A 26,184-nucleotide genomic window follows, 5' to 3' on the forward strand; every position below is an offset into this window, starting at 1 on the left:
ATGTTCGACCTTGCTGAAAAAACACTGAAAATAGCTGAACAACTGGGTGCCGATGAAGCTGAAGTTTTTATCATACACAGCCGGTCCATAACTGCAGATATAAAGAAGAACACGATCGAATCCGCAAAAGACAGAAGCAGTCAGGGTATTGGAATTCGAACTATTGTCAACGGTGCAGTAGGTTTTGCAAGCACAAATATCGTGGAAAGTATTGATGAAACTGTAAAAGTAGCTGTAGCTTCTGCAAAAATAAGAGAAAGCGATCCGGACTGGAGATCACTGCCTTCAAATTCAAAATATCCGAAAGTTTCAGGAACCTTTGACAAAAAGATAGAGGAGCTTGGGCTGGACGAGTGTATTTCACTGACAGGTGAAATGATCAATGGTGCGTTGTCAATACCAAACATTAACACGACCTCAGGGAGTTTCTCCACAACTATCAGCAAACAAATGATAATGAACACCAACGGTGTTGAGGTAATTGATGAAGGTACCGGAGTCTCCGGTTTCGTAGATGTAATCACAACAGAAGGAGACATCTCCACAGCCTATGATTTTGAGGTATCACGTTTCCTTGACATTGATACGTTCAACATAGGTAAAAATGCTTCAGATCTTGCCATCAGATCACAGAACGGCATATCCATTGAGCCTCAGAAAACGAATGTTATACTTCATCCATTCGCATTTTCCGACATCCTTGGAAATACGTTTGAACCATCCCTTGATGCCGATAATGTACAAAAGGGAAGGTCATCACTGATAGGCAAGATCGATGAAGAAATTGCCACATCAGAGCTCACAATAGTAGACGATGGTACCCTTCATGCTGGTATTGAAACATCCATCTCCGATGAAGAAGGAACCCCATCCCAGCGCACAGAGATCATCGATAAAGGTATTTTCAGGTCCTACCTCTATGATAACTATACTGCAGGAAAGGATGATACCAGCAGTACAGGAAATGGTACACGCCACTCCTATGCTTCTACGCCTTCAGTAGGTTCACGTAATCTGATCATAGATTACCCTCAAAGTGACGTAATAGCTGAAACTGAAGAAGGTGTCTTTATCAACACGGTTATAGGTGCCCATACTGCAAATGCTATTTCAGGAGACTTCTCAGTAGAAGCCAGGAACGCCTTCACAATAAAGGATGGACAAATAGGCAAACCTATCAAGTCCCTTATGCTTTCAGGCAATATCTTTGAAATGCTCAATAATATAACCGGTGCTGGAGCCGATGTTCGCAAAGTTGGTGGAACAATTGCACCATCACTGAGAATATCAAATATGAGCATTGTAGGATAAAAAAGCAAGAATAGCGATATTCATCATAACTAAATCATAAAATAGTAATGATTATATATTGTTCATTACAATAATGATTGAAAGGTTCAAATATAAATCGCTTACTGAAAACCGATGTATTATAACAGTGATCGTATGAACATTAATGATTTTGAATCCGAAACCCTGTCCATTAGGTGTTAATATGGCTGAGAATGGTAGAACCAAAATACTTGTAGTCGACGATGAACCTGATAATGTCGAATTGCTTACTGCATACCTATCATACGATTATGATATAGTTCCAGCATACAGTGGCAGGGAAGCCCTTAAGATCCTGGAAAATTCACAACAGAATTTACCGGACCTTGTTCTGATGGACATTATGTTAAAGGATGGAATGGACGGTGTGGAAGCTGCAAACCATATCCATATCGACTACGAAATACCTCTTGTCTACATCACTGCTTATGCCGATGAAACCATTATGCAAAGAGCAAAGTTGACAGAACCTTTTGGTTATATACTCAAACCCTTCGAGGAAAGTGAACTTCGCACCAACATCGAGATCGCTCTTTACAAGCATGAGATGGAAAGTAAATTAAAGGAAAGTCAGAAATGGCTTACTGCAATACTAAACAACACCGGCGATGCAATGATCGCTACTGACCAGGATGGTTACATTAAGTTCATGAACCCTTTTTCAGAAGCACTTACCGGCTGGAAGCAAGATGATGTACTTGGAAAGCCATTAAAGGACATATTCTATGTCGAAAGTGAAGAAACCGGTAAAGCCGCTGAGGATCCCGTTGAGAAAGTTATTCGCGAAGGCATGTTCTATGGGCTTGCAAGCCAGACACTTCTGGTTACAAAGAACAACACAAGAATCCCTGTCGATATCATCGGATCACCCATTAAAGGCGAGAACGACAAATTGATAGGTGTTCTGATAAGTTTCTGCGATATTTCAGATCGGAAAAGGATCGAGAATCTTATCTACAAAAAAGGTATGGATTCGGAAAATTAAGTCTGGATCAAGGACTTTTTTGCCGCTTATATTTTAATAGATTATAGGCATATAAAATTACCTTTTTTGTAAAATATAATTTATAGCCAGTTATGGTTTTTATTAAAGTATTAAAAAGTTTTCTGATTTTTTATTTTTTGATCTTTTGTTCAATATCAGCTAGGTGAGCTTAATTTTCCAGAAAAAATGTAGAATCGTAAAATGTAATACAAATTATTCTGATCATCTTCATCGTCTGGAAAAAATGTAGAAGAAGGATATTAACACAAATATAAATAATCCACAGAGTAAAAAGCTCATGCTCGGAACTGCAATGTTTTTTTCATTAGGTTCATATATTGCACCACTACTACCATTTTCTGAAGAGTCTAATGTTTGATTGCTCCCCACAGAATCAGGATTTTTATCCCCTTCAACAACAGTTTTCCCGGCATTTGCTGAAATGGATTCACTCCCCATATACCCTACTATTGCAAAAGGTGAGAGTAAATCACCTGAAGTAGATGCCTCATAATAAACGTATATTTGATCCTCAGCAACCTTTTCCGTTGGCAAAATATACCAGTTACCGTTTTGATAAATAGTCAATTTCATAGAGTGTTCTGAAACACCACTCCCAATAAGCCATGACTTGTCAACCCTAAAACCCACATTTGAGATTATGAGATGAGACTTCAAACCAGCATTGCCCACCCAGATATTAATATTCTGATATATCATTCCTTCTGCTGGTTTTGATACTAAAGATGAAAATGATTTAAGAGATTCTACAATTGCCTTTACTTCACCTACGGTTACACTTGTTGATATATTAATGTAAGTTATGTCGATTTCATCATTTGTAAATGTAAAAGGCACCTCCTGATTAATAACAACAAATTTAGAGGAAACTTCTTTCACAGCTATGTTCTCGAAATCTTCGCTTGTGGCAGTGCTTCCACCCCCAGAAGAGCTACTGCGGGATGTTGAAACAACAGAACTTTGCGAGGAGGTTGTACTCGTTGAATTTATCCAATTGCCATTGATGTTACCGACGTTATCAACAGTCCTTGAACTAAACTTATAGCTAGTACCAGAATTAAGACCAGTAGCATTATAGAAGGTTGAACTAGTGTTCAATTTGAAAATATCATTAAGGTAGATCTCAACATGAGAAAAGTCCGGATCAGAAGGATTGGTCCAGCTCCAGTTGATCCACGATTTTCCAGAAGTAAAACCAAGATCTGTTATACTGGACGGAGCAGTGGTATCGGCAGTGGTACTTGTACTGGAATTTATCCAATTGCCATTGATGTTACCGACGCTATCAACAGTCCTTGTACTAAACTTGTAAATGGTACCAGAATTAAGACCAGTAGCATTATAGAAGGTTGAACTAGTGTTCAATTTGAAAATATCATTAAGGTAGATCTCAACATGAGAAAAGTCCGGATCAGAAGGATTGGTCCAGCTCCAGTTGATCCACGATTCTCCAGAAGTAAAACCAAGATCTGTTATACTGGAAGGAGCAGTGGTATCGGCAGTGGTACTTGTACTGGAATTTATCCAATTGCCATTGATGTTACCGACACTATCAACGGTCCTGGTGCTTAATTCATAACTTGTGTTTGCAGTGAGATATGTAGCATTATAATAAGTTGAACTGCTGTTCAACTTTAAAACTCCATCAAAATAAAGTTCTACATGATCAAAATCTGAATCAGAAGGATTAGTCCAGCTCCAGTTGATCCACGATTCTCCAGAAGTGTCAACAAGACCTGTTATACTGGACGGAGCAGTGGTATCAGCAGTGGTACTTGTACTGGAATTTATCCAATTGCCATTGATGTTACCGACGTTATCAACGGTCCTGGTGCTCAATTCATAACTGGTAATTGCAGCAAGATGTGTAGCATTATAATAAGTTGAACTAGTGTTCAATTTGAAAATATCATCAAGGTAGACCTCAACATGAGAAAAATCCGGATCAGAAGGATTGGACCAGCTCCAGTTGATCCACGATTCTCCGGAAGTGAAACCAAGACCTGTTATACTGGAAGGAGCAGTGATGTCGTTGCTTACAGTAGAGTTTATCCAATTGCCATTGATGTTACCGACATTATCAACGGTCCTGATGCTTAATTCATAACTTGTGTTTGCAGTGAGATATGTAGCATTATAATAAGTTGAACTGCTGTTCAACTTTAAAACTCCATTAAGATAAAGTTCTACATGAGAAAAGTCCGGATCAGAAGGATTGGTCCAGCTCCAGTTGATCCAGGTTTCCCCAGGAGTGCCAAAAAGACCTGTTATACTGGAAGGAGCAGTGATATCGGCAGTGGTGTTCACACTGGAATTGATCCAACTGGAATTGATATTACCAAAATAATCGACACTCCTTGTGCTTAATTCATAACTTGTGTTTGCAGTGAGGTGTGTAGCATTATAATAAGTTGAACTGCTGTTCAACTTTAAAACTCCATCAAAATAAAGTTCTACATGATCAAAATCAGTATCAGAAGGATTTGTCCAGCTCCAGTTGATCCAGGTTTCACTGGGTAGAGCATTAAGATCGCTTATGCTGGAAGGAGCAATAGAATCATTACCAAATACTCCGGACATAACAATTGCAAATGGCTGTGGTCCTTGTGGGACGTTTGTTCCATTCACTGTTATCGTATACCAGCCAGTATCTGGAGATAACAATTCAACCTGTTCTACATTGTTTATAGCATCGGGCTGGCTCCCCCCATTTCCTAAATAGGTATCATAAGGACTTCTTACCACTAGATCTAAATTATTGGTTAACTCAACTGCAGCATTTATAGATCCAGGATAATCAGTCCAAACGAGCGTTATTTTGAGGGGGACAGAGCTGCTACCAACGTAATAATTAATATCCCAGGATTCAGATGTATTTAAGCTGACTGTACTGGAAGTATCATTGAAATATATTTTGCGAGGAAACGTTGGAAAAAGTGATTCCACGATATCCACACGGCCCCATCCTTGCGCTGCATCAGGATGCACTTGTATCTCCTGTACACCATCATATTGGCCGGGAGCCATATCATAAGCACCGTTTATTATTGTAGCTTTAAGTAAGGCTGCAGAGGGTGCTATGTTTTCATATTCTACATAATATTGCCTTACAAGTGCAGCAGAACCCGCAACTATCGGGGTAGACATACTTGTGCCACCACTATAACGGTAATAAGGATCATAATCCCCCCACAATTGTCCAGTTGCCACGCTTGACCTAGTCGATATGATATATGTTCCAGGTGCTACTACATCAGGTTTGATACGCCCATCATCAGTAGGACCCCTACTGCTGAATGCTGCAATTCCTTCGCTATGATCTGCCATTTTGTCACTGTATATTGGTTCAGTAGCCCAAAGAAATGACTTTCTGTCACCATATGTATCAGACATATCCGGCCTGTAGTTCTCGGATGCACCTATTGCAAGACAATTTTTTGCTGTTGCAGGGGATCCTATAGAATCAAGGTCTATTACTCCATCAGAGTTTGAATCAACACCATCATTACCAGCAGAAAACAAGATCAACATATCCGGATGCTCCCATGTGAAAAGATCAACATCCTGTGAATAAGAGGTATATTGACCATGGTCCGAAGATCCCCAACTATTTGTATGAATTCTTGCATTTCGATCATATGCTTGCTGAAAAAGGCTTGAAAGATGTGTAGGAATTCCACTAAGACGTTCATATTGGTCTTCAACCGCCTGAAAAACAAGATGTGCTTCTGGTGCCATCCCCTTGAATTGGCCATTAGAGTTTGAACCATTTCCAAGGACAGATCCTGCAACATGAGTTCCGTGTCCACTGAAAATGTCTGCTGCACCATTACCAGAGAGATCTATCAATGCATCGATCCGTCCTTCAAGATCATCATGCATTGCGCCATCATTAAAACCTGTATCCAAGCCAGTGTCTGCCACTGCTATGACCTGACCGCTTCCATTCAATCCATGTGTATCCTGAACATAAGGAACGTTGATTATACCAGCTGCAATATCGTTCAATAAAACAGGGTGGTGGTATTCTTCTATCCAGCTAACTCCTTTGATAGCTGCAATATCTGATATTTTTGTAACGTCGATCCTGACCCTTATTATATCCCCTGAATTATCAACAATTTCACCACCCAGTCCGATGATCTCATTTAAAATACGCCCATTATCCTCTGCATGGAAGAGAATAACAAGTATCTCTATCTAATCGAACTCACTTGAAATCGAGGATAAGGAAGGGCTTATTCTGTATGATGGGTAATAAAGACCAATCCATTGTACAGAATCCAGACTCTCAACCTCTGCTTTCACTGAGGAGTTCATGCTTACAATAAAGGCATTGTTTGGAACATAATCAAAAATAGTTGCACCAGTATCCCTTAAATCCTGTTTCCACTCCTCAAGTATAGATCCACTGAACTGAACGATATAATATTCACCGGACCCTGATAAAGAAATGCTTTCTGTAGATGTCAGACTGGAAACAAAAACATCCTCTTCCGTATTGAATTGTGCAGCTTTAAGCAAAATATATCTTCCATCATTAGAAGTAGCAGAACTGTAACTGCTGCTATGATCAAAACTATTTCCAGTAGTATTTTTTGGCAGTGATGATCCTGAAGCAGATGCTAAGATCGGGAATAACATTGCCACCACTAAAAAAATAATCAAGAAACAAATCGTTTTTCTTTGCAATTTAACCCTCTTATATTAACAAAGACGTACCTACCATACAGTCTTGCAATATTATAAAGCTATAATTTTAGTTAATTTATTTCTATAATGACAAAGTCATATATAATATTTAATGAACTTCACCTTTACCAGTGAAAATAAGCAGACGTTTTTTAGTTGTTTTTAAAATTACCAAGATTCATCAAAAGAGACATACTAATTTTGATTGATAAATACACTGATCTTTGGTAGAAAATTGGAGCATATAGCTCTGATTTATTTTTTGCCCTTATGAAGTACATCCGAGAGAATTCCCGATTCTTCCATCTTTTTGAGCTTTTGTTTAATATCAACTGGCTGTACTTCATTTACCTGAACATGAGGTATTCTTTCGGCAGACTTATCAGATCTTTCCTGCACATTTGTACTATCTGAAGCAGTTTCCGAATCAGATTCTTCTGTAACTTTTATCTCATCAAAAAAGTTAGCAGACCCATCCCTCACTTTGATATGATCCCCTTTTGTCATTCCAACATATGAAGTAGATAACACTACAAGCACCATAAGTATAGGTATTGCAAACAACAACATATTTACATCCGAGAGAGTTGCTTCTCCTGATCCACTTTCACCAATGTCTCCATTACCTTCCAAATCTAATTCAGATTCCCTATTTACAGAATAGAGATCCAGATTTTCCTCAGCAACAGATCCTTCGCCGGCATCCAATGAAACTTGTTCATTTCCCAAATATTCAACTATTGCAAAGTGTGTACGCAGATCACCTGAGGTATTCGCCTCATAGTAGACGTACTCACCATCCTCATCTATCTTTTCTGTGGGTAGAGTATTCCAGTTACCACTGCGATAAATAGTTAGTTTTACAGACTGATCAGAAACATTGTTATCTTCCAGCCAGGTACGATTCACCCTGAATCCTACCTCCGAAGTTATCAGCCTGTACTTAAGCTTACTATCACCAACCCAGATATTGATGTTCTTATAAACATTTCCTTCCGGAGGAGTTGATACCATTGAAGAGGTCGATTTCAGAGATTCCACTATTGCCTCTACATTACCCACATTCAAATCTGTTGTTATATTTATATAAGTGATGTCAAGGGCTTCATTCCTGAACGTAAATGATCTTTCAAGGTCCCTCAGCACATATATTGCTCTGGCATCTTTTTCATCTATGTTCTCAAAGGCTTCAGCCGTAGCAATACCTACTGACAAAGACAAAAAAAATGTTGCGATCATTAAGACAAAGTAAAACCAAATGGCTTTATAATGCAACTCAACACTCCCCCCATATTAATAAAGAAGTTCCCACCCTACATTCTTGCAACTTTGGATAGATGTAGTCTTGCCAATTAAATCTATGTTATTAAAACCATATATATCCTTTCATAAAAAATAATTTTGAAACAATATCAATATGCACAGCACCATTTCTCAAAAGATATAAATTCAAATTAATATGAATTCAAAGTCTTCAAAATAATTAAATAAAGAAAATCACTTCCAAAAAAGTAAATCCTTTCCATCAAAAAACCAAAAAGAATATCATCCTACAATTACACATGATTACCTATGAGTGGGGAGATCAAATGGTATCGTGTTCCTGTCGATGAGGTTCTTACCTTACTGGACACCGATGAAGATGGTATTACTGCTGAAGAGGCACAAATTCGACTTTCAAAGTATGGGTTCAATGAAGTTGAGGTAAAAGAAAAAGAGAGTTCTCTTCATCGATTTGCAAGACAGTTCGCAAGCCCACTTATATATGTACTTCTTGCAGCCTCACTTGTCACATTCATTCTCAAGGAATATGCAGATATGGCAGTGATCCTCGGTGTTATCCTTGCCAATGCTGTAATTGGTTTCATTCAGGAAAGGAAAGCTGAAAATGCACTTGAGTCCCTTGCAAAGATGCTTGTCCCCGAAACAAGCATCCTAAGGGACGGGCAAAGGATGATAATACATAGCCGGGAACTTGTTGCAGGCGATATCGCAATAATGGAAGCAGGAGATAGGATCCCTGCAGACCTGCGACTGATGTACGCAAAGAACCTTCGTATAGACGAATCCATGCTTACCGGTGAATCCACAGCTGTGGAGAAGAACATCGATCCCATAGAGACCAAAGGCCTTCCACTTGCAGAGCAGAAGAACATTGCATTTGGAGGCACACTGGTAACTCAGGGAAGCGGTCTTGGAATTGTGGTTGCTACGGGTTCTGAAAGTGAGATCGGAAAAATATCAGAACTCATCAGTAAAACAAAGAAGATCTCAACACCTCTTGTCAGGACTATCGACCAGATGGGAAAAACACTTGCTGTTGTGATCCTGGGACTGGCAATACTGACATTTATTATCGGAAGGCTCAGGGGATTCGATAATCTGGACATATTCTTCGCCTCTGTGAGCCTGGCGGTTGCAGCCATTCCTGAAGGACTGCCTGCACTCATTACCATCTCCCTGGCATTCGGAATAAAGCGAATGGCATCCCAAAATGCAATAATCCGGACAATGCCCGCTGTTGAAAGCCTTGGTTCGGCCACAGTAATCTGTTCTGACAAGACCGGTACGCTTACCAAGAACGAAATGACGGTAAGGAATATCCACACTTTAGAAGGGAAGTTCGATGTGACCGGTGTGGGATATAAAACAGAAGGAGATTTCGAACTTCAGGGGAAGAAAATCGATCCGCTTGAGCATCCCGCATTAATGGAAACGCTCAAAGCCGGAGCACTGTGTAATGACGCTTACCTGAGAGAAGAAGGTGGGATAGATGGCGATCCCACTGAAGGAGCACTTCTTGTATCTGCATCTAAAGCCGGAAAATTCTACATGCAAAGAGTTGACACCATCCCCTTCGAATCTGAAGAAAGGTTTATGGCAACATTGCATCAGGATGAAGAAAAAAATAGCTGGATATATGTCAAGGGATCTCCTGAAAAACTTATCGAACTTTGCAGCCATCAGTTCAGTGGAAAAGAACTGTCACCCATCGACCCGGAAAAGTTCCTTACAGCTGCAGAGGACATGGCATCTGAAGGTCTCAGGGTCATTGCAACAGCATACCGGAAATTAGAATCTGGAAAGGATGAGATCGAAGAGAAGGATACAAAGGACCTCATATTCCTTGGCCTCCAGGGAATGATTGATCCCCCAAGGGAAGAAGTAAAAAGATCCATCTTCAAGTGCAATAATGCCGGCATCCGGGTGATAATGATAACAGGTGACCATATACTGACCGGTCACACAATTGCCAGGCAACTCGGCATACGAACTGATGGTGCTTTATCAGGAAGCGATATCCAGGGGATGTCGGATGAAGAGCTTACTGAAGCACTAAAAACTGTATCTGTCTTTGCAAGAACATCTCCTGAGGATAAATCAAGAATTGTTGGCCTGCTTAAACAAGAGGGCGAGGTCGTAGCAGTAACAGGCGATGGTATCAACGACGCTCCGGCACTTGAGAATGCTGATATTGGTGTTGCCATGGGCAAGTCAGGTACAGAAGTGGCAAAGGATGCATCCGATATGGTACTTGCAGATGATAATTTTGCATCCATTGTAAATGCAGTAGAAGAAGGAAGGAATGTCTACAGCAAGATACAGAAGGTCATACTCTGGACACTACCCACAAATGCAGCAGAAGGATTAGCAGTGCTGGCAGCTGTTATTCTTGGACTAAAGAATCCACCATTGCTACCACTACACATTCTCTGGATCAATACGGTCACTGCATTGGGACTGGGAGTACCTATCACACTGGAACCGATGGAAAAGAAACTCCTGAACAGACCCCCAAGGCAACCAAATGAACCACTTCTTCTGCCAGTTATAAAACAAAGGATTGTCACCGTAGCATTGTTAATGGTAACTGCTACATTTTTGCTATACTTCTTTGAAATGATGAAGAACGGCAGGGATAGCAACACTGCTCAGACAATAGCACTCAACACAATAGTCTTCTTCGAGATATTCTATCTTTTCAACTGTAAGTCCATCTATGAGAATGTATTCAGAGAACTTTTCTCTAATAAATTCATGCTGATGGGGATCGCACTGGTGGTATCTCTTCAGGTTTTCATTACATACAACCCTACAATGAACACGATCCTTAAAACAAGCCCCATTGACCCTATGGACTGGCTGATAATAGTAATTACCGCAAGCTCGGTCTTCTTCCTGATAGAACTGGAGAAGTATGTGAAAAAGAAAAGAAAAATGAATTGATTGATTGATTGATTGATTGATTTACTGATCAATCAAAAGTAACTAATTTGTTATTCTTCATCGCCACAGCAACTACAGGAAACATTACCTTTGAGGATCTCCTTCCAATCCCCAATGACATCATGTGTCCAGCAATCATCAGCACCTGCAGCCTCTCTCATTGTAAGGGCAAATATGTACGATAGCTCCTTGACAGTAGCCCCGGCCTCAAGAGCACCTTTGAAATGTTTGAGCACACAGGGTTTTGATCTTGCCTTGATGGAAAGAGCAAAACAGATGAACTGATATGTCTTTTCATCAATGGTTCTATTATCGGCATACAACTTGTCGATCTCATCAAGCTTTTCCGTAAATTCCGGGAAGAATTCTTCTAACATTCTCATTTTGATCCAAACCTTAGTTTTAGTTGTAATAGCATACTGGTATTGTGCCAATATACAAAATAAGAATGAAAATTATAGAAACTTAAAAGCAACGCTTCAAATGTTCTTGAAATATCGTAGTGAAAAAGAGTGAAAAAAGAAATAAGAATACTTACTTCTTTTTCTCTTTTGCGAGCTTCTTCTTAGCAGATGCATCACCAGCAGCTGCTTTCTTTTCAAGCTCAGCGAGTTTTTCTTTCTTCTTTCCGCTCTTCCTTGCCAGATCCTTCTTAGACATTGCCATAGGGTTTATCTCTTGAAGTCCAAACTATTTAAAATGATGGCATTCGTCTTTTATATTGATATATTTTCATCTCCTTAGAAACTTTAAAATTTAAGAACGTACCATCTTATGTATGGACATTAACAGGATAACATCCATCAATCGTCCACTTGATCCAACCTATCCTACCAACCGTCTGATAATAGGGATCATTGTAATTGTACTGGTAGTTGCTTCACTGTTCCATTTAAGCCTAAGCAATACCACCATCATTTCAATAATGTATGGCATAACAGGAGGAACATCCGTATTTCTGGTCTGGGCGATCTCAAGAGAAGTTGACCCTGACCACGACATATCCGCCTTTGTTCCTGTTATCCTTTCATTTATTCCTGTTGTAGTCTTTGGGATACATCCAGTATTACCCTTATTGTGGCTCCTGCTTACACTACGCATAGTAGATCGTTCGACCGGCTTAAAAGCAGGACCCTTCGATACAATATCTGTGCTTCTACTCAGTGCATTTCTCACCTATCAACTGACATGGATATTTGGAATAATAACAGCTACTGCATTTTTTATTGATAGCAAAGCATCTTCACCAAACAAGATGCATTTGGTTGCATCAATTATTATGCTATTTATATCTGTATTCAGCATCTTCAAGGGAAACATTACTGCAATTGAAGATATAACATTGATAGAGATCACTGCTTTACTTTCCATGATAATATTATTCATTCCATCTATCCTTGATTCCCGGAAACTGAAGAGCAAAGGCGACATGACTGGCAAATCTCTTGATACATTAAGAGTGAAAATGGGAAAAATACTGTTAATAATAACTGCAATACTTTTCGTTTTAACAAATGTCGAATCTGCTCATCTCTGGCCTCTTCTATGGTGTGTTGCAACAGGAATTGGCTTATATCGTATTCTTATAGGAGATAAGACTGTTAAACTTTGAATACATATTATGGCATGAAGTAAAAATATAAGGGTGCTGCGGCATAGGTCTATATATAGGTTCATTTTTATAAATGAACCATATAATCAGGTACCCGATATTATGATAGAACTTATCAAAGCACTTGCCCTGGGATTTACAATTGGCATTTCCGCTGCACTTATTCCAGGACCTATGATGTTCGCCACGATAGGAATATCACTTGAAAAGGGCTGGCGCACAGGACCATTTATTTTCCTTGGACACTCACTGGTAGAGATATCCATAATACTCCTGATAATTGGCGGTATTTCATCCTTTATCGGAAGAAGTACCATTGCATACATGTCCATTGTTGGTGGTATTATAATGATATTATTTGGACTGATAATATTTAAAACCGCAAAAAGTGTTTCAACGATGGACATCACCGGAACGGCCAGTAAGGTCAGGATATCGAAGAGTCCGATCCTTGCGGGCATCCTTACCTCCGCACTTAATCCAACTTATGTGCTCTGGTGGCTTACAGCAGGCAGTGCAATAATACTTCAGGAATACCTCATAGGAACGATTGCTATAATTGCATTTGTCGCCGGTCACTGGCTGGCAGACCTTGGTTACCTTGTTGTAGTATCATCATCCATATCAAGAGGAAAGGATTTCATCTCCAGAAGAAGTCACACAAAAGTGCTCTACTTCTGTGGAAGTTTCATGATGATCTTCGGCATCTGGTTCATCTTTAACTACAACAAACTCTCTGCAATGCTATGATATTGGTATTACTACTATTATGTGGAAATCGAGTTTGAAAAGAATAACAGATTTAAATATTCAAGAATTACCGAACAGGAAATAAAAATATATAAAAAAGAAAGGTCAGATGAACCTGTCAAGCAGTTCATCTACTTTTTGAGGATCACTTTTATTTCCTACTAATGTCCCGGACTTAAGAACATCAAGGTGGTCCTCGAAAGTTGGTTTTTCGTTAACATAAAAGACACCAAGAGGAATCCTTTCTCCCCATTCCATGGATCTTTCAAAAGCCTTTATCCTGTCATCAGGACTGTGGTCTCCTTCTTCCATCTTATATACTCTTTCTGAATACCAGCTGAAAGTGTTGAGCTTATTAAAGGAAATACATGGCTGAAGTACATCCACCAGGGAGAATCCCTTGTGCTGGATAGCCTTTTTGATAAGCTCAGTAAGATGAGCAACATCACCTGCAAAGCCCCTGCTTACAAATGAACAATCAAGGGAAATTGCAAGCGACAATGGGTTTAGCGGAGTATTGAACACGCCATGCGTCTGTACCTTTGTCTTCATCCCGAGCTCACTTGTAGGTGAAGCCTGTCCTTTGGTAAGACCATATATCTGGTTGTCGTGAACAATCAGAGTGATGTTAGGGTTTCTCCTTACATTATGCAGGAAATGATTACCACCTTCCCCATAGCAATCACCATCTCCTGTAACTGCAAGTACGGTTAATTCATGGTTAGCTACCTTCGCTCCTATTGCAGGAGGCAGGGACCTGCCATGAAGTCCGTTGAAGACATTGCATTTCAGGTAATGTGGCAATTTGCTTGACTGGCCAATACCTGATGTGAGCAACACTTCATCCGGCGACTTGCCAAGCTCTGCAAGAGCACGCTTGACTGCCTTGAGTATCATAAAGTTCCCGCAACCGGGACACCATTCCGTTTCAAATTCACCATAATCTTCCACACTGACCATATCAGATCAACCCCTTTTCCCTCATGGAACGTATTATAGATTCAGGACTGTATGGTTTCCCATCAGACCTAAGGACATTTTCAGAAACATGCAGGTCAGTTTCATATTCAAGTAACTTCGCAAACTGTCCCGTTGCATTGTTCTCCACGCAGACAATGGTTTCTGAATTACCAAGAATATTTTTGGTAGCCTCTAAAGGCAGAGGGAAAACATGAGTGAAGTGCAAATGGTTCACCGAATGACCTTCGCTTATGAGAATATTGACCACTTCCATAAGAGGACCGTATGTAGAACCCCATCCAACAAGTGTGATCCTGGCATCTTTAGGGCCATACTGATGTGGCGGTTCCATATCCTCTCTCAAAAGATCGAGCTTTTTCATCCTCTTTTCATTCATAAGAATCCGGTTCTCGATGGTCTGGTCAATATGACCATATTCATTGTGTTCATCACTATCAGCTACGACCACTTTTCCTGCCTGTCCTGGTATCGCACGTGGTGAGACTCCTGTTGGTGTTATTTCATAGCGCTTATATTCATCTGTGTCAGCCAGTTCTTCATCAGACATAAGATACCTTTCCACCTTCACCTTCGAGGGATCAAACCTCTGGCATGTGAAAAGTGAATCTGCAAGATACTGGTCGCTCATGATAAAGACCGGTATCTGGTACTTGTCAGCAATGTTGAAAGCTTCAGCTGTCATGTAGAAACAATCATCAGGTGTCCCGGGTGCCAATACACAGCGAGGGAACTCCCCCTGTGCTGCGGTCAGCACGAACTGAAGATCACCCTGCTCGGTCATGGTAGGAAGACCGGTAGCAGGCCCCGGACGCTGGGACAGGAATATAACAGCAGGCGTCTCTGTGATACCGGAAAGGCCTAAGGCTTCTGACATCAGGCAAAATCCACCGCCTGAGGTTGTTGTCATTGCCCTTGCACCGGCAAAGGAAGCACCAAGTACCATGTTCAGGGCAGCGATCTCGTCTTCTGCCTGCTCGACCACGACATTGAAATCATCAGCATTTGCAGCCACATAGGTCATGACACCTGTAGAAGGTGTCATCGGATATGCTGCAAGGAACTGTACTCCTGCAGCCAGTGCTCCAAGTCCCACAGCATCGTTTCCTGCGATAAGCATCCTTCCATCCTTGTCCGAAGGTTCACTTACAGAGAACTTGCAGTCTGAAGGAAAATTCTTCTTTGCATAATCATAACCTGCACGTGCTGCCTTGATATTGTTATCAACGATCTCATCACCTTTTTTCTTGAAAGCTTCAGTTAGGACCTTTGCAAGATAATCAAATTCAAAGCACATCAGACCAAGGGCAGCACCACTTGCGACAGAATTGGAATAGATCTTGTTCCCGCAGACATCTTTTGCGATCTTCAGCATCGGGACATGAAAAAAAGGCTCTTTGACATCATTGACCTTGATGACTTCATTATCAAATATGATCACACCATCGGTCATCTCTTCTATTTGCTCTTCAATGGACTCTTCATCAAGAGCTATCAGGATATCCACTTTCTCGGGCATTGCCCTGATAGGCTCATCGCTCACACGTACCTGGAACGTATTATGTCCGCCTCTCACTCTTGAAAGATAGAACTGGGTGGCAAAAACATTGAAACCGCTTTTCTTGAAGGTCTTTGCCAGTGCAACACCTATGGTCTGTAAACCCTGACCTGCGGCTCCGCCTACTTTTATTACAAGATCTGTACTCATTTTGTTTCCCCTTTAGTGCAATTGTAGATCAGATAGGATCAGGTTCGATAAAACTTAGAAGGCTGACCAACAGCCCTGATCCGGATCAAATATGACCTTACTTTGCGTTCTCATTTACTTCCCATAAACCGAAGGTGTTCGCCTCGGTATCCATACAAACTGCAAGATAGCCCCAACCTGGCACGGGCATCTTTGGTTGTAGCACCATACCCCCGAGTTCCTTCACATGATCGCAGTACTCATCCACCGAAGTTACTTCAACGAAATTGGTTATCCTCTGATCAGGACTGCCACGAGGCCCCATACCCCCACCAAGACCTGGTTGACCTTCAAGGTCTGTGGTCTCGATGAAATAATAATCAAAAGCCCCATCCACTTTCTCTATATTCCAGCCAAAAAGCTCACTGTAGAACTTCTTTGCCCGCTCAGGATCATCAACTGGCAGGTCAAAATGTGCAATTGTTGGCATACATTATCACTCCCAGATAGAATATGCCTTTGAACTGATTTAAATTTTATGTAGAGAACATATCATTCAATAATCATACAAAATATCCCTGTTGATATCCTCAAGGCTATTGCAAGCCGTCATGATCATAGCCTTTTCAATATCCGATTTCATGTACTCGATCCTTCAACGATACTCGGGAGCACTTCAGCAACACCGGGAGTGGAACCAAGCACACGGTCTCCATGGTTTGAGATGACTATTATATCAGCTCCGGCTTCCATGATAAGGTCTATATAGAAATTGAAATGAAAATAGATAAGAAACAAAGAAAAAAGGTGGTGAATGGGCTTTGTGTGCCCATTGCTAAATGTGCTTAACGTTACGCGATTAAGATCGATCCACAGTTGGTTCTACAGTTCCTATTATTGATAGTCTTCCATTTCATCGAACTGAAGATACTTGTAGATCTCGTCCTGTTTTGGCTCGATCTTCTCTTTGTAAGCTTCCATGTACTCATCGACCGTAGGCATCCTGCCAAGGTTGGTAACTACAGCTCCAAGCTCTGCTGAGCCAAGGTAGACCTGAGCTCCGTCACCCACACGGTTGTCGAAGTTACGGGTACTGGTGGAGAACACTGTGGACTCATCTGGTACACGGGCCTGGTTACCCATGCAAAGTGAGCATCCGGCGATCTCGATGCGGGCTCCGACCTGGCTGTACACTGAGAAAACTGATTCTTCTTTGAGCTGTGCCTGGTCCATTTTTGTAGGTGGGCATATCCAGGTACGGACATCAGGGTTGAACTTCTGGTCACTCCAGATAGCAGCTGCAGCACGGAAGTGTCCGATGTTCGTCATGCATGAGCCTATGAAAACGTCCTGGATCTCTGTTCCTGCAACCTCTGAAAGCAGTTTGACATCATCAGGATCATTTGGACATGCAAGAATCGGTTCCTTGATGTCTGCAAGGTCGATCTCTATGACCGCGGCGTATTCTGCATTCGGATCTGCTTTGAGCAGGCTCGGGGATTCCAGCCACCCCTCAACAGCTTCGATGCGCTTCTGGATGGTCTGTGCATCGCGGTATCCGTCCCTGATCATCTTCTTCATCAATGCCAGGTTGGAGCGCAGGAAAGTGGATACGGATTCCTCGCTTAGCTGGATGCAACCTGCTGCGGCTGAGCGCTCTGCGGCTGAATCGGTAAGCTCGAATGCCTGCTCGGCTGTTAGATCAGGAAGTCCTTCGATCTCGAGGATGCGACCATTGAAGATATTGATCTTGTTCTTCTTTGGAACGGTCATCAGGCCCTGCTTGATAGCATAGTATGGTATAGCGTTGACAACATCACGCAGCGTAATGCCAGGATTGAGCTTTCCACTGAAGCGTACCAGAACTGATTCCGGCATATCCAGAGGCATGAAACCAAGAGCTCCTGCAAAGGCTACCAGACCGGAACCTGCCGGGAATGATATGCCTATAGGGAACCTGGTATGAGAGTCTCCACCGGTACCTACTGTGTCCGGGACAAGCAGGCGGTTGAGCCAACTGTGGATTACACCGTCTCCGGGTTTCAGGGATACGCCGGCACGCTCAGAAACGAAATCCGGGAGTGTTTTGTGCATCTTCACGTCTGCAGGCTTAGGGTAAGCTGCGGTGTGACAGAATGACTGCATGAACATTGGAGCCTGGAACTTCAGGCAGGCAAGTTCTGTGAGTTCGTCAGCGGTCATTGGACCGGTGGTGTCCTGGGAGCCTACTGTGGTCATTATCGGCTCACAGGCAGTACCTGGGAGAATTCCATTCACGCCACATGCGCGACCAACGATCTTCTGTGCCAAAGAGTATCCCTGCCCTGCTTCCGGAACCGGATTATCGGGCTTTGTGAATATGTCTGTCTCAGGCAGCCCAAGTGTCTCGCGGGCCTTAGTGGTCAAAGAGCGACCGATTATGAGAGGAATACGACCTCCGGCACGGTATTCATCTGCCATGGTGTTGGGTTTGAGGTCGAAAGTGGAGAGGACATTGTCATTCTCATCTGTCACTTCACCCTTTACGGTGTTGATGGTAACTATATCTCCCTGATCGATCTTGCTGATGTCCATTTGCAGAGGAAGTGCACCTGAGTCCTCGGCTGTGTTAAAGAAGATAGGAGCTATAGCGGTTCCAATGATCACGCAGCCACGGCGTTTATTTGGAACGAACGGTATGTCCTTACCGATGTGCCAGAGCACACTGTTGCAGGCGGATTTACGGGAGGAACCGGTTCCTACCACATCAGCTACAAAGGCGACATCGTGTCCTTCCTCGCGCCATTCTGCCATCTCCTCAATGCCCCCTGGGAAGCGGGTCTTACCCATTTCCAGTGCATGAAGAGGTATGTCCGGGCGACTCCATGCAGCACTTGCAGGGGAGAAATCGTCGGTGTTGATCTCGCCATCGACCTTGAATACCTTTACAGTAATTTTCTCAGGGATTCCCGGTCTGCTTGTGAACCACTCAGCATTAGCCCAGCTCTCAAGGACCTTCTTTGCGGCTTCATTTGTCTTTGACAGTTCCACTACATCGTCAAAGGCTTCGTAGACAAGGGTTATGCCTGAAAGCGCACAGGTAGCTTCATCTGCCAGCTCAGTATCCCCGAGTGCTTCGATCAGATATTTGACATTATAGCCACCGATCATGGTTCCCAGGATCCTGATGGCTTCTTTTTTGTCGATGAGAGGTGAAGAAACTTCTCCTGAGAGAATCTTACCAAGGAAATCTGCCTTGACCTTTGCAGCCGGGTCCACGCCTGGAGAGATCCTTTCCGTGAACAGATTCAGCAGGAACTCTTCCTGTTCTGCAGGAGGATTTTGTAACAATTCACAAAGTTCAGAGGTCTGTTCCGGATTCAGAGGAAGTGCAGGAATACCCTGAGCGTTCCTCTCTTCTTCGTGTTTTAGATAAGCTTCGATCATCTTTTATCCTCCATGAGAAATTGCGTTTTCACCGCATTGGCGGCTGAGTAGCTTTTTCCGATCTTGTTTTCTTGAAAAAAAGCATTAATTATGATATATGATTCTGATAATCGTGTTTTCTGTATATGACGTTAACGGGGCAATTACTGAAAAAAAACAAGTCAAAATACTTAATCGTCCAGTCCATTCCTGCCGAAAATATAGTTGGCAACCCTCAGAGCATCGCGATCCCCTGTGGCCTTGTCCGCAGAATCACTCAGCTTCACCACAGGTATGCCATCGATCTTATGGAGCTTGATCACCATGTTAAGCGGTGGACTGTAGCTGAAGAAATCAGAATTGTTCGTCAGGCTTGTTCCGATACCAAAACTGCAATTGATGCGGCCTTCACAATGCTCTTTCAGCCTGATAGCATCCTTTACATGGAGTGAATCACTGAAAACAAGTGACTTCTTCATAGGATCGATACCCAGCTTTTTGTAATGCTCAATGACCTCATCCGCAAACTTAAAAGGATCTCCGCTATCATGGCGGACACCATCATAGAGCTTGGCAAGCTCAAGACCGAAGTTCCTGAAGAAAGGCTTTGATCCGAACGTATCACTCAGTGCAATACCCAGATCACCTTTGTAGACCCGGATCCAGTTCTCGAAGGCGAACAGGTTTGCGTTTCGAAGTCCCACAAGTGCGGAATTGCCCATGATCCATTCATGACCGATGGTGCCTATCGGACGGACACCGTATTTCTTAGCAAGGTAGACATTACTTGTACCGGCAAATGAGTCAAGCCTGTGGAGGACGTCAACCACCTTGTCGTGCAACTTGAATCCCCTACGGCGACGGGTACCGAATTCTGAAAATATACAACCGTTTGAGCTAAGTTCTTCACCCATCTCGCTCATCAGATTGCCATACTCATTCATTAAAGTTGTCTCAGGATCATCACCGTTGGATGCGAACCTGTTCAACCAGTCCTTTTCCACAATCGTGAAATAGAGTTCCGAGATGGACGCCATGAGGACGATCTCCCAGAGAATGGAGCTATGCCATGGGCCTTCTACCCAGAGATCAAGATCACCATCATCCGTAAGGGATAATCTTACTTCAGAAGGATCGAAACGGAAGTTCTTAAGATACTCAAGATAGGATGGTTTGAAAAAAAGGCAATTAATCTTAAGCCAGGAATATTCCTCATCAGTCAGTGCCAATCCAACAATGTCTTCATTGATAGTTCGCCTTAGTTCTGCCACGAACTCAGAAGTAAAGCGCTGTTCTCCCCTGTTTATGAAATGGTACTCTGCCCGTGCATCAGGGAAAAGTTCCAGCACAGCCATCTGCATTGTGAACTTGTAGAGGTCATTGTCCAGTATCGATCGGATCACATGAGGTCTTCCTTTTTAGGCAGTGACTTATATCATTGCCTTATATGAATGTACATATCGAAACCAATATATAAAAACACAGGCTCACAAATGCAGTCCTGATGTTGAAAGCTTACAAAAGTGGTGAAAATGGAAGATCGGACAAAAGGAATTCTCTACATGTTGATGGTTGTTGCCATCTGGGGATTTTCCTTCGTTGCCACAAAAGTGTTGCTTGATTACCTTGATCCTGCAATCATTGCATTTACCCGCTTTTTCATTGCTACCGTCCTTCTGTTCGCTATTTGCAGGAAAAGGGAGAGCTACAGCCGCAATGAGGTCAAGTATGTTGCAATCGCCGGTTTTCTGGGGATCACCTGTTACTATATGTTCGAGAACGTGGCACTGACATTCACAACAGCCACCAACTCATCTCTCATAAGTGCCACGGTACCTGTATTATTCCTGTTCACTGTCGATGCCCTCAGAAGGAAGTTCTCAATACCAATAAAGTATTTTGGAGCATTCATCGCCTTTGTTGGAGTTGGTTTATTGATATTGAACGGAAAGTTCAACCTTGACCTTAACCCGCTAGGAGATTTCCTGATGTTCGGATCGGTCTTTTCCTGGGTATTTTACACCCTGATCATCGACCGAATGGGTTCAAAGAACATGCTCATTGTTTCCCGTGACCTCACATTATCAGGTACGATATTTCTCCTTCCCTTTGCACTTTTTGAAGCACAGAACCTGAAGATAGACATATTCTCACAAAATGACCTGATGGTGGTCATAGCTGCTCTCATCTACCTAGGAGTTTTCTGCTCAGCATTTGCATTCCTGTTCTGGAACAAAGCGATACACCTTGCAGGATCAGGCACGACCACCAATGGAATCTACCTGCTCCCGCTTATAACAATTTTAGGAGATAGCATAATAATAGGAAACGTGCCAAACATCTATGTCATAATCGGGGCAGTGCTTGTACTTGCAGGAGTTTACCTCTCCGAACGTAACTGAAATGATCGTATGAAAGATCAGTGAGAGGATCTGTCGATCAGTAAAGTTTCAATTCAGGACAGATCGCACCTGATGGCCTCTTCCCCGGTCTCAGCATCACGATATGTCTTCCTCCGCTTGGAGTATCTCTCCTTGTAGCCACAGACGATGAAGATGCAGTCGATCTTTGTGAAATGTTCACATTTCATGCATTCCAGCAGTTCGATGTCCCTGTTAAGCCAGGGGCAGTTCTCGATCCATCCTTCAAGAACTGGAAATTTATTTTTATGTTCTATTGTATCACCCCATAATATGGGACATTAAAGACCAATATATATTTTGTCCAGGTTATGACAAAAGAAAAAATATCGATTCCGTACATATTAGATAAATGTCAGGTATAAAGTTATATATTTTGTAAGTCGAAATGACTATGTTGGAAAAGAAATTGGAAATAGTTGATCAAAATGATTGATAAAAAAATCTGCACATGTCTGAATTGTGGAAATTGTTTTTGTGAAAGAAGCCCTGAAATATTATTAAAAGAAGGTTGCCAAGATTGTATTTGTAAAGAAGTTGGACCTATCGGTCACCCTTTCGGTCTCAAAAAATGCTGATCTATTCGTTAAGTCAATTTTGATAGTAAAACAGACTTGCATAATAAAAAGGATCTGAGAAACAAGAGCAATGTTCCTCAGTACTTCACCTCTTCTCGATTTACTCATACCTCAAAGCATCCACAGGATTCAACTTCGATGCATTCTTTGCAGGCATTAGACCAGCCACAAGGCCAACACCAATTGAAACGATGGTTGCAACCGCCGTTGCCTTCAGGCTCAGTGTGAATACAAATGGAATCTTCAGCTGCATCGAGATCAGGAACACGATGACCTGCACGATCGCTGTTCCCAGAAGTATCCCAAGCAGACCGCCTACAAGACCGATCAAGGCAGCATTGCACAGGAATATCATGAGGATATCTTCATTTCTGGCACCAATTGCTTTCATGATACCGATCTCTTTGGTCTTCTCAAGCACTGAAGTGAACATCGTGTTAGCAATGCCCACAGAACCTACCAGCAGCGAGATCCCCGCAATGAAAGCAAGGAATGCGGTCAGACCTGTGATCAGCTTATTAGTTCCTTCCATGATCTCCTTCTGTGAGGAGATATAGAAATCCTTTGTATCTTCATCGACACGTCTTGATAACTTCAGCTTTTTGTCCATGTCATCGAGCACAGCATTCACATCGGATCCTTCGTAAAGCATCACTTCAATGGAATCGTAGACACCTTCCTCTTTTGCAAAAGCATCATCCTCAGACTGAAGGCTATAGACATCATCGCATGACATGTACACACTACTGCCGAACATACTGCTTATGCCTCCAAGCAGACCATCACCTTTTGCCAGAATGCCGACAACCCTGTATGATCTTTCATTCAGGACGAGCATCTGGTTAAGCCTTATCTTCTTGTCCTTGAAAGCTTCGTTTGCAAGCGAATCGGAAATAACCACAACATTCCTGTCACCGGCTTTTAGCATTCGGCCCTCGGCTATCTCCTCTGTGGTCATCTTCTCCCATACCTTCGGGTCCACACCACTTATCCATACGGACGTTTCTTCGCCACTCATATCCAGTAATGCACTGCTTTCCACTTTTACGTTGATGTACTCGACCTCAGGGATCCGTTCAAGGGTCAGTACATCTTTTTTTGTCAACTTTGCCTGTGCATCCATGTCAGGATCTTCCAGATACTCATTGTACTCCTGATCCTCAACGGGATCAACACCTACTTCTTCTTCATCCATGATCTGGAAAGGCGTGGAAGCAACTATGGTGATAGTATCACCTCCAAATCCTTCCAGTGTTTTGGTCACCTGGTCCTGGAAAAATTCACCTGTTGTTACTACTGTCATAACAGATGCAATCCCTATGATAACGCCAATGATAGTAAGCCAGCTTCGCAGCTTATTAGCCTTAACCATGTTCAATGATATCTTGAAGATCTTCGCCGGTTTCATCCTGAATACCCCGCATAAAAAGAAATATTAGATCTTTTTCTTCTTATAGAACACAAAGCCTGCAACACAAGCGACTGCAAAGGCAAGTATCATCCAGCTGTTTGATCCGCTTGTTTTGACAGATTCCTGCATAACTACCGGCTTTGATGCAAGTACTGACAATTCCTTATCCTGAACTTCCCTCTCACCATCACTTGAAGTATATGCGATCTGGAATTTCAAAGGCAGGAAATCACCGTAGGTGTTTGGAGTGATACCAAAATCTGCCATTGTATAATCACCTTTTTGAAGGCTTCCAAGAACGACAGAATTTGAACCACCTTTCATACTCCAGCCTTCCTGATCAGGAATGGATATGGTCACAGAACTTGCCTTATTATTACCGATATTGGAAACTGAGAAAGAATAATCCCCCCTCATGGTCTGCTCAACGAAAACGATATCAAAATCAGTTGTGCCACCTATGTAGATACCGGCTTTGCTCTCAATGGTCTTGCGTTTCTGGTTCTCCAGAGTACCAGCCTGTGTAATGGTCTGCAGTTCTTCGACATCATCATAGATAAGTGTCATATCCAACTTGTAGAGTCCGGGTTTTGTGTTGACGTTCGTCAATACCTGATACTCAACAGTTGCATTCTCACCAATATCGATAAAATTAATGTATTTCACATTGCTTGAACCAACAGGTAGTATGAGGTCACCTGTACTATCCCAGGAGAACATAGCATTCTTCAGTGGAGAATTGCCAACGTTCTTTATTACAAAGGACAGGTTGGTCTTCTTTCCCGGAACCAGTTTTTCAAGACTGATGGATTCTATCTCAGCATTGGATTCACTGTCAACATCGATCATGACTTCCTGTTTCAAGGAAGCATGGTCCCTGTTGCCCTGCTCATAGACCAATACCTCAAGAGGATATTGACCTGCATTGACATTGTTGTCGACAAAAAGTTCGAACTTTACAACCTTGCTGTTCTCGTCCTCATACCTCTTTCCGAGCTTACCGATGTTCTCAATGAGAGGTTGACCGGAAACTTTGCTGAAAGGATATTTTGGTATGAGCTCAACAACAACGCTATCTGTTGTACTTGATCTGGCATTCTGGATGGAAAATCTGACCTCAAGAACATCACCGGGTTTTACGGGATCAGGGTTTTGATTAAGGAGATCTACGATCAATCCCCTGTCTGAATTGGTAAGAGCCATTGCAGTTTGTCCAAATGACATTGAAATGAAAAGTAATAGTACTAGAATACGTGAAATTTTTTTAAAATTCATATAGGATCACCTTTTTTGCATATTAATATCAGCAAACTTTGTCCGAGATAAATCTTCGGAAAAAATGTCATTGGGTTCATCGCGAACTATCTGACCATCCTTTAGAACAATATGTCTTTCAGCATACTGTGCAAGGTCCATGTCGTGAGTTACCATCACCACGGTCTTTCCCCTCTCTTTCCAGAGCCTTTGAAGAATGTTCATAACCTCGCGTCCGGTCTTACTGTCCAGTGCACCGGTTGGTTCATCTGCAAGAATAAGCTCCGGATCACAAGCCAGTGACCTTGCAATAGAAACACGTTGCTGCTGCCCACCTGAAAGTTGGCTGGGCCTGTTGTTCAGCTTGTCTGACAGGCCGACCATTTCAAGGGCTTCCTTTGCCCTTTCCATGGCAATGTTGTCTTCAAATTCCTGGATCTCAAGAGGCAGGAGAACATTTTCAAGAGCTGTCATTCCCGGGATCAGGTTATACTGCTGAAAAACGAATCCGATGGTCTTCCCCCTGAGTGTGGAAAGGTCTGATTCGGTCATTTCAGATATATTCCTTGACTTGAGGAAGATCTCCCCATCGGATGGGATATCAAGACAACCTACGAGGTTCATCATTGTGGATTTTCCACTCCCTGATGGTCCTATGATAGCTGCAAACTCTCCACGGTCTATGGAGACACTCACATTTTGGAGGGCATTCACCTGCACTTCACCCATCTGGTAGGTTTTCCAGACATCCCTGAAAGTGATCAGTGGTTCTGACATAGATCGTTGTAAATACTGACATCTATAAAAACGAGAAGTAGTTGAAAAAGATAGT

Annotated in this window: 21 protein-coding genes; 6 read left to right on the forward strand and 15 right to left on the reverse strand. The window is 42.3% G+C overall.

From position 1 onward, the window contains the following. Positions 1–1,311 (forward strand): TldD/PmbA family protein, encoded by a 1,311-nt coding sequence (locus LI82_RS00840; protein ID WP_048193067.1) that lies wholly within the window; start codon positions 1–3, stop codon positions 1,309–1,311. A gap of 184 nt (positions 1,312–1,495) precedes the next feature. Continuing rightward, entirely contained in the window at positions 1,496–2,317 is an 822-nt protein-coding gene (locus LI82_RS00845; RefSeq protein ID WP_048193068.1) for an ATP-binding response regulator, read from the forward strand. Positions 2,318–2,545: 228 nt separating this feature from the next. On the opposite strand, the gene LI82_RS12300 is transcribed toward LI82_RS00845, so the two are convergent. The 3 genes from LI82_RS12300 to LI82_RS12305 form a co-directional block, all read right to left on the reverse strand. Next, positions 2,546–6,346 carry a S8 family serine peptidase gene (locus LI82_RS12300; RefSeq protein ID WP_052402640.1) on the reverse strand — a complete coding sequence of 1,267 codons (3,801 nt, stop codon included), beginning with the start codon at positions 6,344–6,346 and terminating at the stop codon, positions 2,546–2,548. 192 nt (positions 6,347–6,538) lie between these two features. Then, positions 6,539–7,030 carry a hypothetical protein gene (locus LI82_RS00855; RefSeq protein WP_135607303.1) on the reverse strand — a complete coding sequence of 164 codons (492 nt, stop codon included), beginning with the start codon at positions 7,028–7,030 and terminating at the stop codon, positions 6,539–6,541. Between the two features lie 255 nt (positions 7,031–7,285). After that, entirely contained in the window at positions 7,286–8,269 is a 984-nt protein-coding gene (locus LI82_RS12305; RefSeq protein ID WP_081955696.1) for a PGF-pre-PGF domain-containing protein, read from the reverse strand. A 333-nt stretch (positions 8,270–8,602) separates the two neighbouring features. On the opposite strand from LI82_RS12305, the gene LI82_RS00865 reads away from it, so the two are divergent. Continuing rightward, a complete protein-coding gene (locus LI82_RS00865) occupies positions 8,603–11,257 on the forward strand; it encodes a cation-translocating P-type ATPase (RefSeq protein WP_048193070.1) in 2,655 nt (884 codons plus the stop codon). Between the two features lie 50 nt (positions 11,258–11,307). Here LI82_RS00865 and LI82_RS00870 read toward each other — a convergent pair whose 3' ends face one another. Then, positions 11,308–11,640, reverse strand: coding sequence for a carboxymuconolactone decarboxylase family protein (locus LI82_RS00870; protein WP_048193071.1), 333 nt, complete (start codon positions 11,638–11,640; stop codon positions 11,308–11,310). Positions 11,641–11,791: 151 nt separating this feature from the next. Next, on the reverse strand, positions 11,792–11,923 hold the full coding sequence (locus LI82_RS13525) for a hypothetical protein (RefSeq protein WP_256360048.1): 132 nt from the start codon (positions 11,921–11,923) through the stop codon (positions 11,792–11,794). 112 nt (positions 11,924–12,035) lie between these two features. Here LI82_RS13525 and LI82_RS00875 point away from each other — a divergent pair, with 112 nt between their 5' ends. Both LI82_RS00875 and LI82_RS00880 read left to right on the forward strand, forming a co-directional pair. After that, entirely contained in the window at positions 12,036–12,869 is an 834-nt protein-coding gene (locus LI82_RS00875) for a hypothetical protein (protein ID WP_048193072.1), read from the forward strand. 102 nt (positions 12,870–12,971) lie between these two features. Beyond that, positions 12,972–13,619 (forward strand): LysE family transporter, encoded by a 648-nt coding sequence (locus tag LI82_RS00880; protein ID WP_048193073.1) that lies wholly within the window; start codon positions 12,972–12,974, stop codon positions 13,617–13,619. 105 nt (positions 13,620–13,724) lie between these two features. Here the strand turns inward: LI82_RS00880 and LI82_RS00885 are convergent, their stop codons facing one another. The 6 genes from LI82_RS00885 to pncB all read right to left on the reverse strand — a co-directional run bounded on the left by LI82_RS00885 (position 13,725) and on the right by pncB (position 21,092). Continuing rightward, positions 13,725–14,579: a 2-oxoacid:ferredoxin oxidoreductase subunit beta gene (locus tag LI82_RS00885; RefSeq protein ID WP_048193074.1), complete on the reverse strand. Its 855-nt coding sequence runs from the start codon at positions 14,577–14,579 to the stop codon at positions 13,725–13,727. 1 nt (position 14,580) lies between these two features. Beyond that, the gene (locus tag LI82_RS00890; protein WP_048193075.1) at positions 14,581–16,305 is read right to left on the reverse strand and encodes a 2-oxoacid:acceptor oxidoreductase subunit alpha; all 1,725 of its coding nucleotides are present in this window, start codon (positions 16,303–16,305) and stop codon (positions 14,581–14,583) included. A gap of 97 nt (positions 16,306–16,402) precedes the next feature. Continuing rightward, complete coding sequence (locus tag LI82_RS00895; RefSeq protein ID WP_048193076.1) at positions 16,403–16,774, reverse strand: VOC family protein; 372 nt, start codon at positions 16,772–16,774, stop codon at positions 16,403–16,405. Between the two features lie 149 nt (positions 16,775–16,923). Continuing rightward, the gene (locus LI82_RS12855; RefSeq protein WP_135607304.1) at positions 16,924–17,037 is read right to left on the reverse strand and encodes an alpha-hydroxy-acid oxidizing protein; all 114 of its coding nucleotides are present in this window, start codon (positions 17,035–17,037) and stop codon (positions 16,924–16,926) included. Positions 17,038–17,178: 141 nt separating this feature from the next. After that, on the reverse strand, positions 17,179–19,710 hold the full coding sequence (locus LI82_RS00900; RefSeq protein ID WP_048193077.1) for a bifunctional aconitate hydratase 2/2-methylisocitrate dehydratase: 2,532 nt from the start codon (positions 19,708–19,710) through the stop codon (positions 17,179–17,181). A 170-nt stretch (positions 19,711–19,880) separates the two neighbouring features. Further along, complete coding sequence (pncB, locus tag LI82_RS00905) at positions 19,881–21,092, reverse strand: nicotinate phosphoribosyltransferase (RefSeq protein WP_048193078.1); 1,212 nt, start codon at positions 21,090–21,092, stop codon at positions 19,881–19,883. A gap of 129 nt (positions 21,093–21,221) precedes the next feature. On the opposite strand from pncB, the gene LI82_RS00910 reads away from it, so the two are divergent. Next, positions 21,222–22,091: a DMT family transporter gene (locus tag LI82_RS00910; protein WP_048193079.1), complete on the forward strand. Its 870-nt coding sequence runs from the start codon at positions 21,222–21,224 to the stop codon at positions 22,089–22,091. A gap of 53 nt (positions 22,092–22,144) precedes the next feature. Here LI82_RS00910 and LI82_RS13530 read toward each other — a convergent pair whose 3' ends face one another. The 4 genes from LI82_RS13530 to LI82_RS00925 form a co-directional block, all read right to left on the reverse strand. After that, positions 22,145–22,279, reverse strand: coding sequence for a hypothetical protein (locus LI82_RS13530; protein ID WP_269078502.1), 135 nt, complete (start codon positions 22,277–22,279; stop codon positions 22,145–22,147). Positions 22,280–22,787: 508 nt separating this feature from the next. Further along, the gene (locus LI82_RS00915) at positions 22,788–24,095 is read right to left on the reverse strand and encodes an ABC transporter permease (RefSeq protein WP_048193080.1); all 1,308 of its coding nucleotides are present in this window, start codon (positions 24,093–24,095) and stop codon (positions 22,788–22,790) included. Positions 24,096–24,122: 27 nt separating this feature from the next. Then, on the reverse strand, positions 24,123–25,373 hold the full coding sequence (locus LI82_RS00920; RefSeq protein ID WP_048193081.1) for a COG1361 S-layer family protein: 1,251 nt from the start codon (positions 25,371–25,373) through the stop codon (positions 24,123–24,125). Positions 25,374–25,379: 6 nt separating this feature from the next. Further along, a complete protein-coding gene (locus LI82_RS00925) occupies positions 25,380–26,129 on the reverse strand; it encodes an ABC transporter ATP-binding protein (RefSeq protein WP_048193082.1) in 750 nt (249 codons plus the stop codon). Between the last annotated feature and the right edge of the window lie 55 nt (positions 26,130–26,184).

This window comes from Methanococcoides methylutens (assembly GCF_000765475.1).
Classification (GTDB): domain Archaea; phylum Halobacteriota; class Methanosarcinia; order Methanosarcinales; family Methanosarcinaceae; genus Methanococcoides; species Methanococcoides methylutens.

Bases quoted from the DNA above. Each gene is read 5' to 3' on its own strand.
- LI82_RS00840 (WP_048193067.1), top strand. From the start codon at position 1: ATGTTCGACCTTGCTGAAAAAACACTGAAAATAGCTGAACAACTGGGT.
- LI82_RS00845 (WP_048193068.1), top strand. From the start codon at position 1,496: ATGGCTGAGAATGGTAGAACCAAAATACTTGTAGTCGACGATGAACCT.
- LI82_RS12305 (WP_081955696.1), bottom strand. From the start codon at position 8,269: ATGATCGCAACATTTTTTTTGTCTTTGTCAGTAGGTATTGCTACGGCT.
- LI82_RS00865 (WP_048193070.1), top strand. From the start codon at position 8,603: ATGAGTGGGGAGATCAAATGGTATCGTGTTCCTGTCGATGAGGTTCTT.
- LI82_RS00870 (WP_048193071.1), bottom strand. From the start codon at position 11,640: ATGAGAATGTTAGAAGAATTCTTCCCGGAATTTACGGAAAAGCTTGAT.
- LI82_RS13525 (WP_256360048.1), bottom strand. From the start codon at position 11,923: ATGGCAATGTCTAAGAAGGATCTGGCAAGGAAGAGCGGAAAGAAGAAA.
- LI82_RS00875 (WP_048193072.1), top strand. From the start codon at position 12,036: ATGGACATTAACAGGATAACATCCATCAATCGTCCACTTGATCCAACC.
- LI82_RS00880 (WP_048193073.1), top strand. From the start codon at position 12,972: ATGATAGAACTTATCAAAGCACTTGCCCTGGGATTTACAATTGGCATT.
- LI82_RS00885 (WP_048193074.1), bottom strand. From the start codon at position 14,579: ATGGTCAGTGTGGAAGATTATGGTGAATTTGAAACGGAATGGTGTCCC.
- LI82_RS00890 (WP_048193075.1), bottom strand. From the start codon at position 16,305: ATGAGTACAGATCTTGTAATAAAAGTAGGCGGAGCCGCAGGTCAGGGT.
- LI82_RS00895 (WP_048193076.1), bottom strand. From the start codon at position 16,774: ATGCCAACAATTGCACATTTTGACCTGCCAGTTGATGATCCTGAGCGG.
- LI82_RS12855 (WP_135607304.1), bottom strand. From the start codon at position 17,037: ATGGAAGCCGGAGCTGATATAATAGTCATCTCAAACCATGGAGACCGT.
- LI82_RS00900 (WP_048193077.1), bottom strand. From the start codon at position 19,710: ATGATCGAAGCTTATCTAAAACACGAAGAAGAGAGGAACGCTCAGGGT.
- LI82_RS00910 (WP_048193079.1), top strand. From the start codon at position 21,222: ATGGAAGATCGGACAAAAGGAATTCTCTACATGTTGATGGTTGTTGCC.
- LI82_RS13530 (WP_269078502.1), bottom strand. From the start codon at position 22,279: ATGAAATGTGAACATTTCACAAAGATCGACTGCATCTTCATCGTCTGT.
- LI82_RS00915 (WP_048193080.1), bottom strand. From the start codon at position 24,095: ATGAAACCGGCGAAGATCTTCAAGATATCATTGAACATGGTTAAGGCT.
- LI82_RS00920 (WP_048193081.1), bottom strand. From the start codon at position 25,373: ATGAATTTTAAAAAAATTTCACGTATTCTAGTACTATTACTTTTCATT.
- LI82_RS00925 (WP_048193082.1), bottom strand. From the start codon at position 26,129: ATGTCAGAACCACTGATCACTTTCAGGGATGTCTGGAAAACCTACCAG.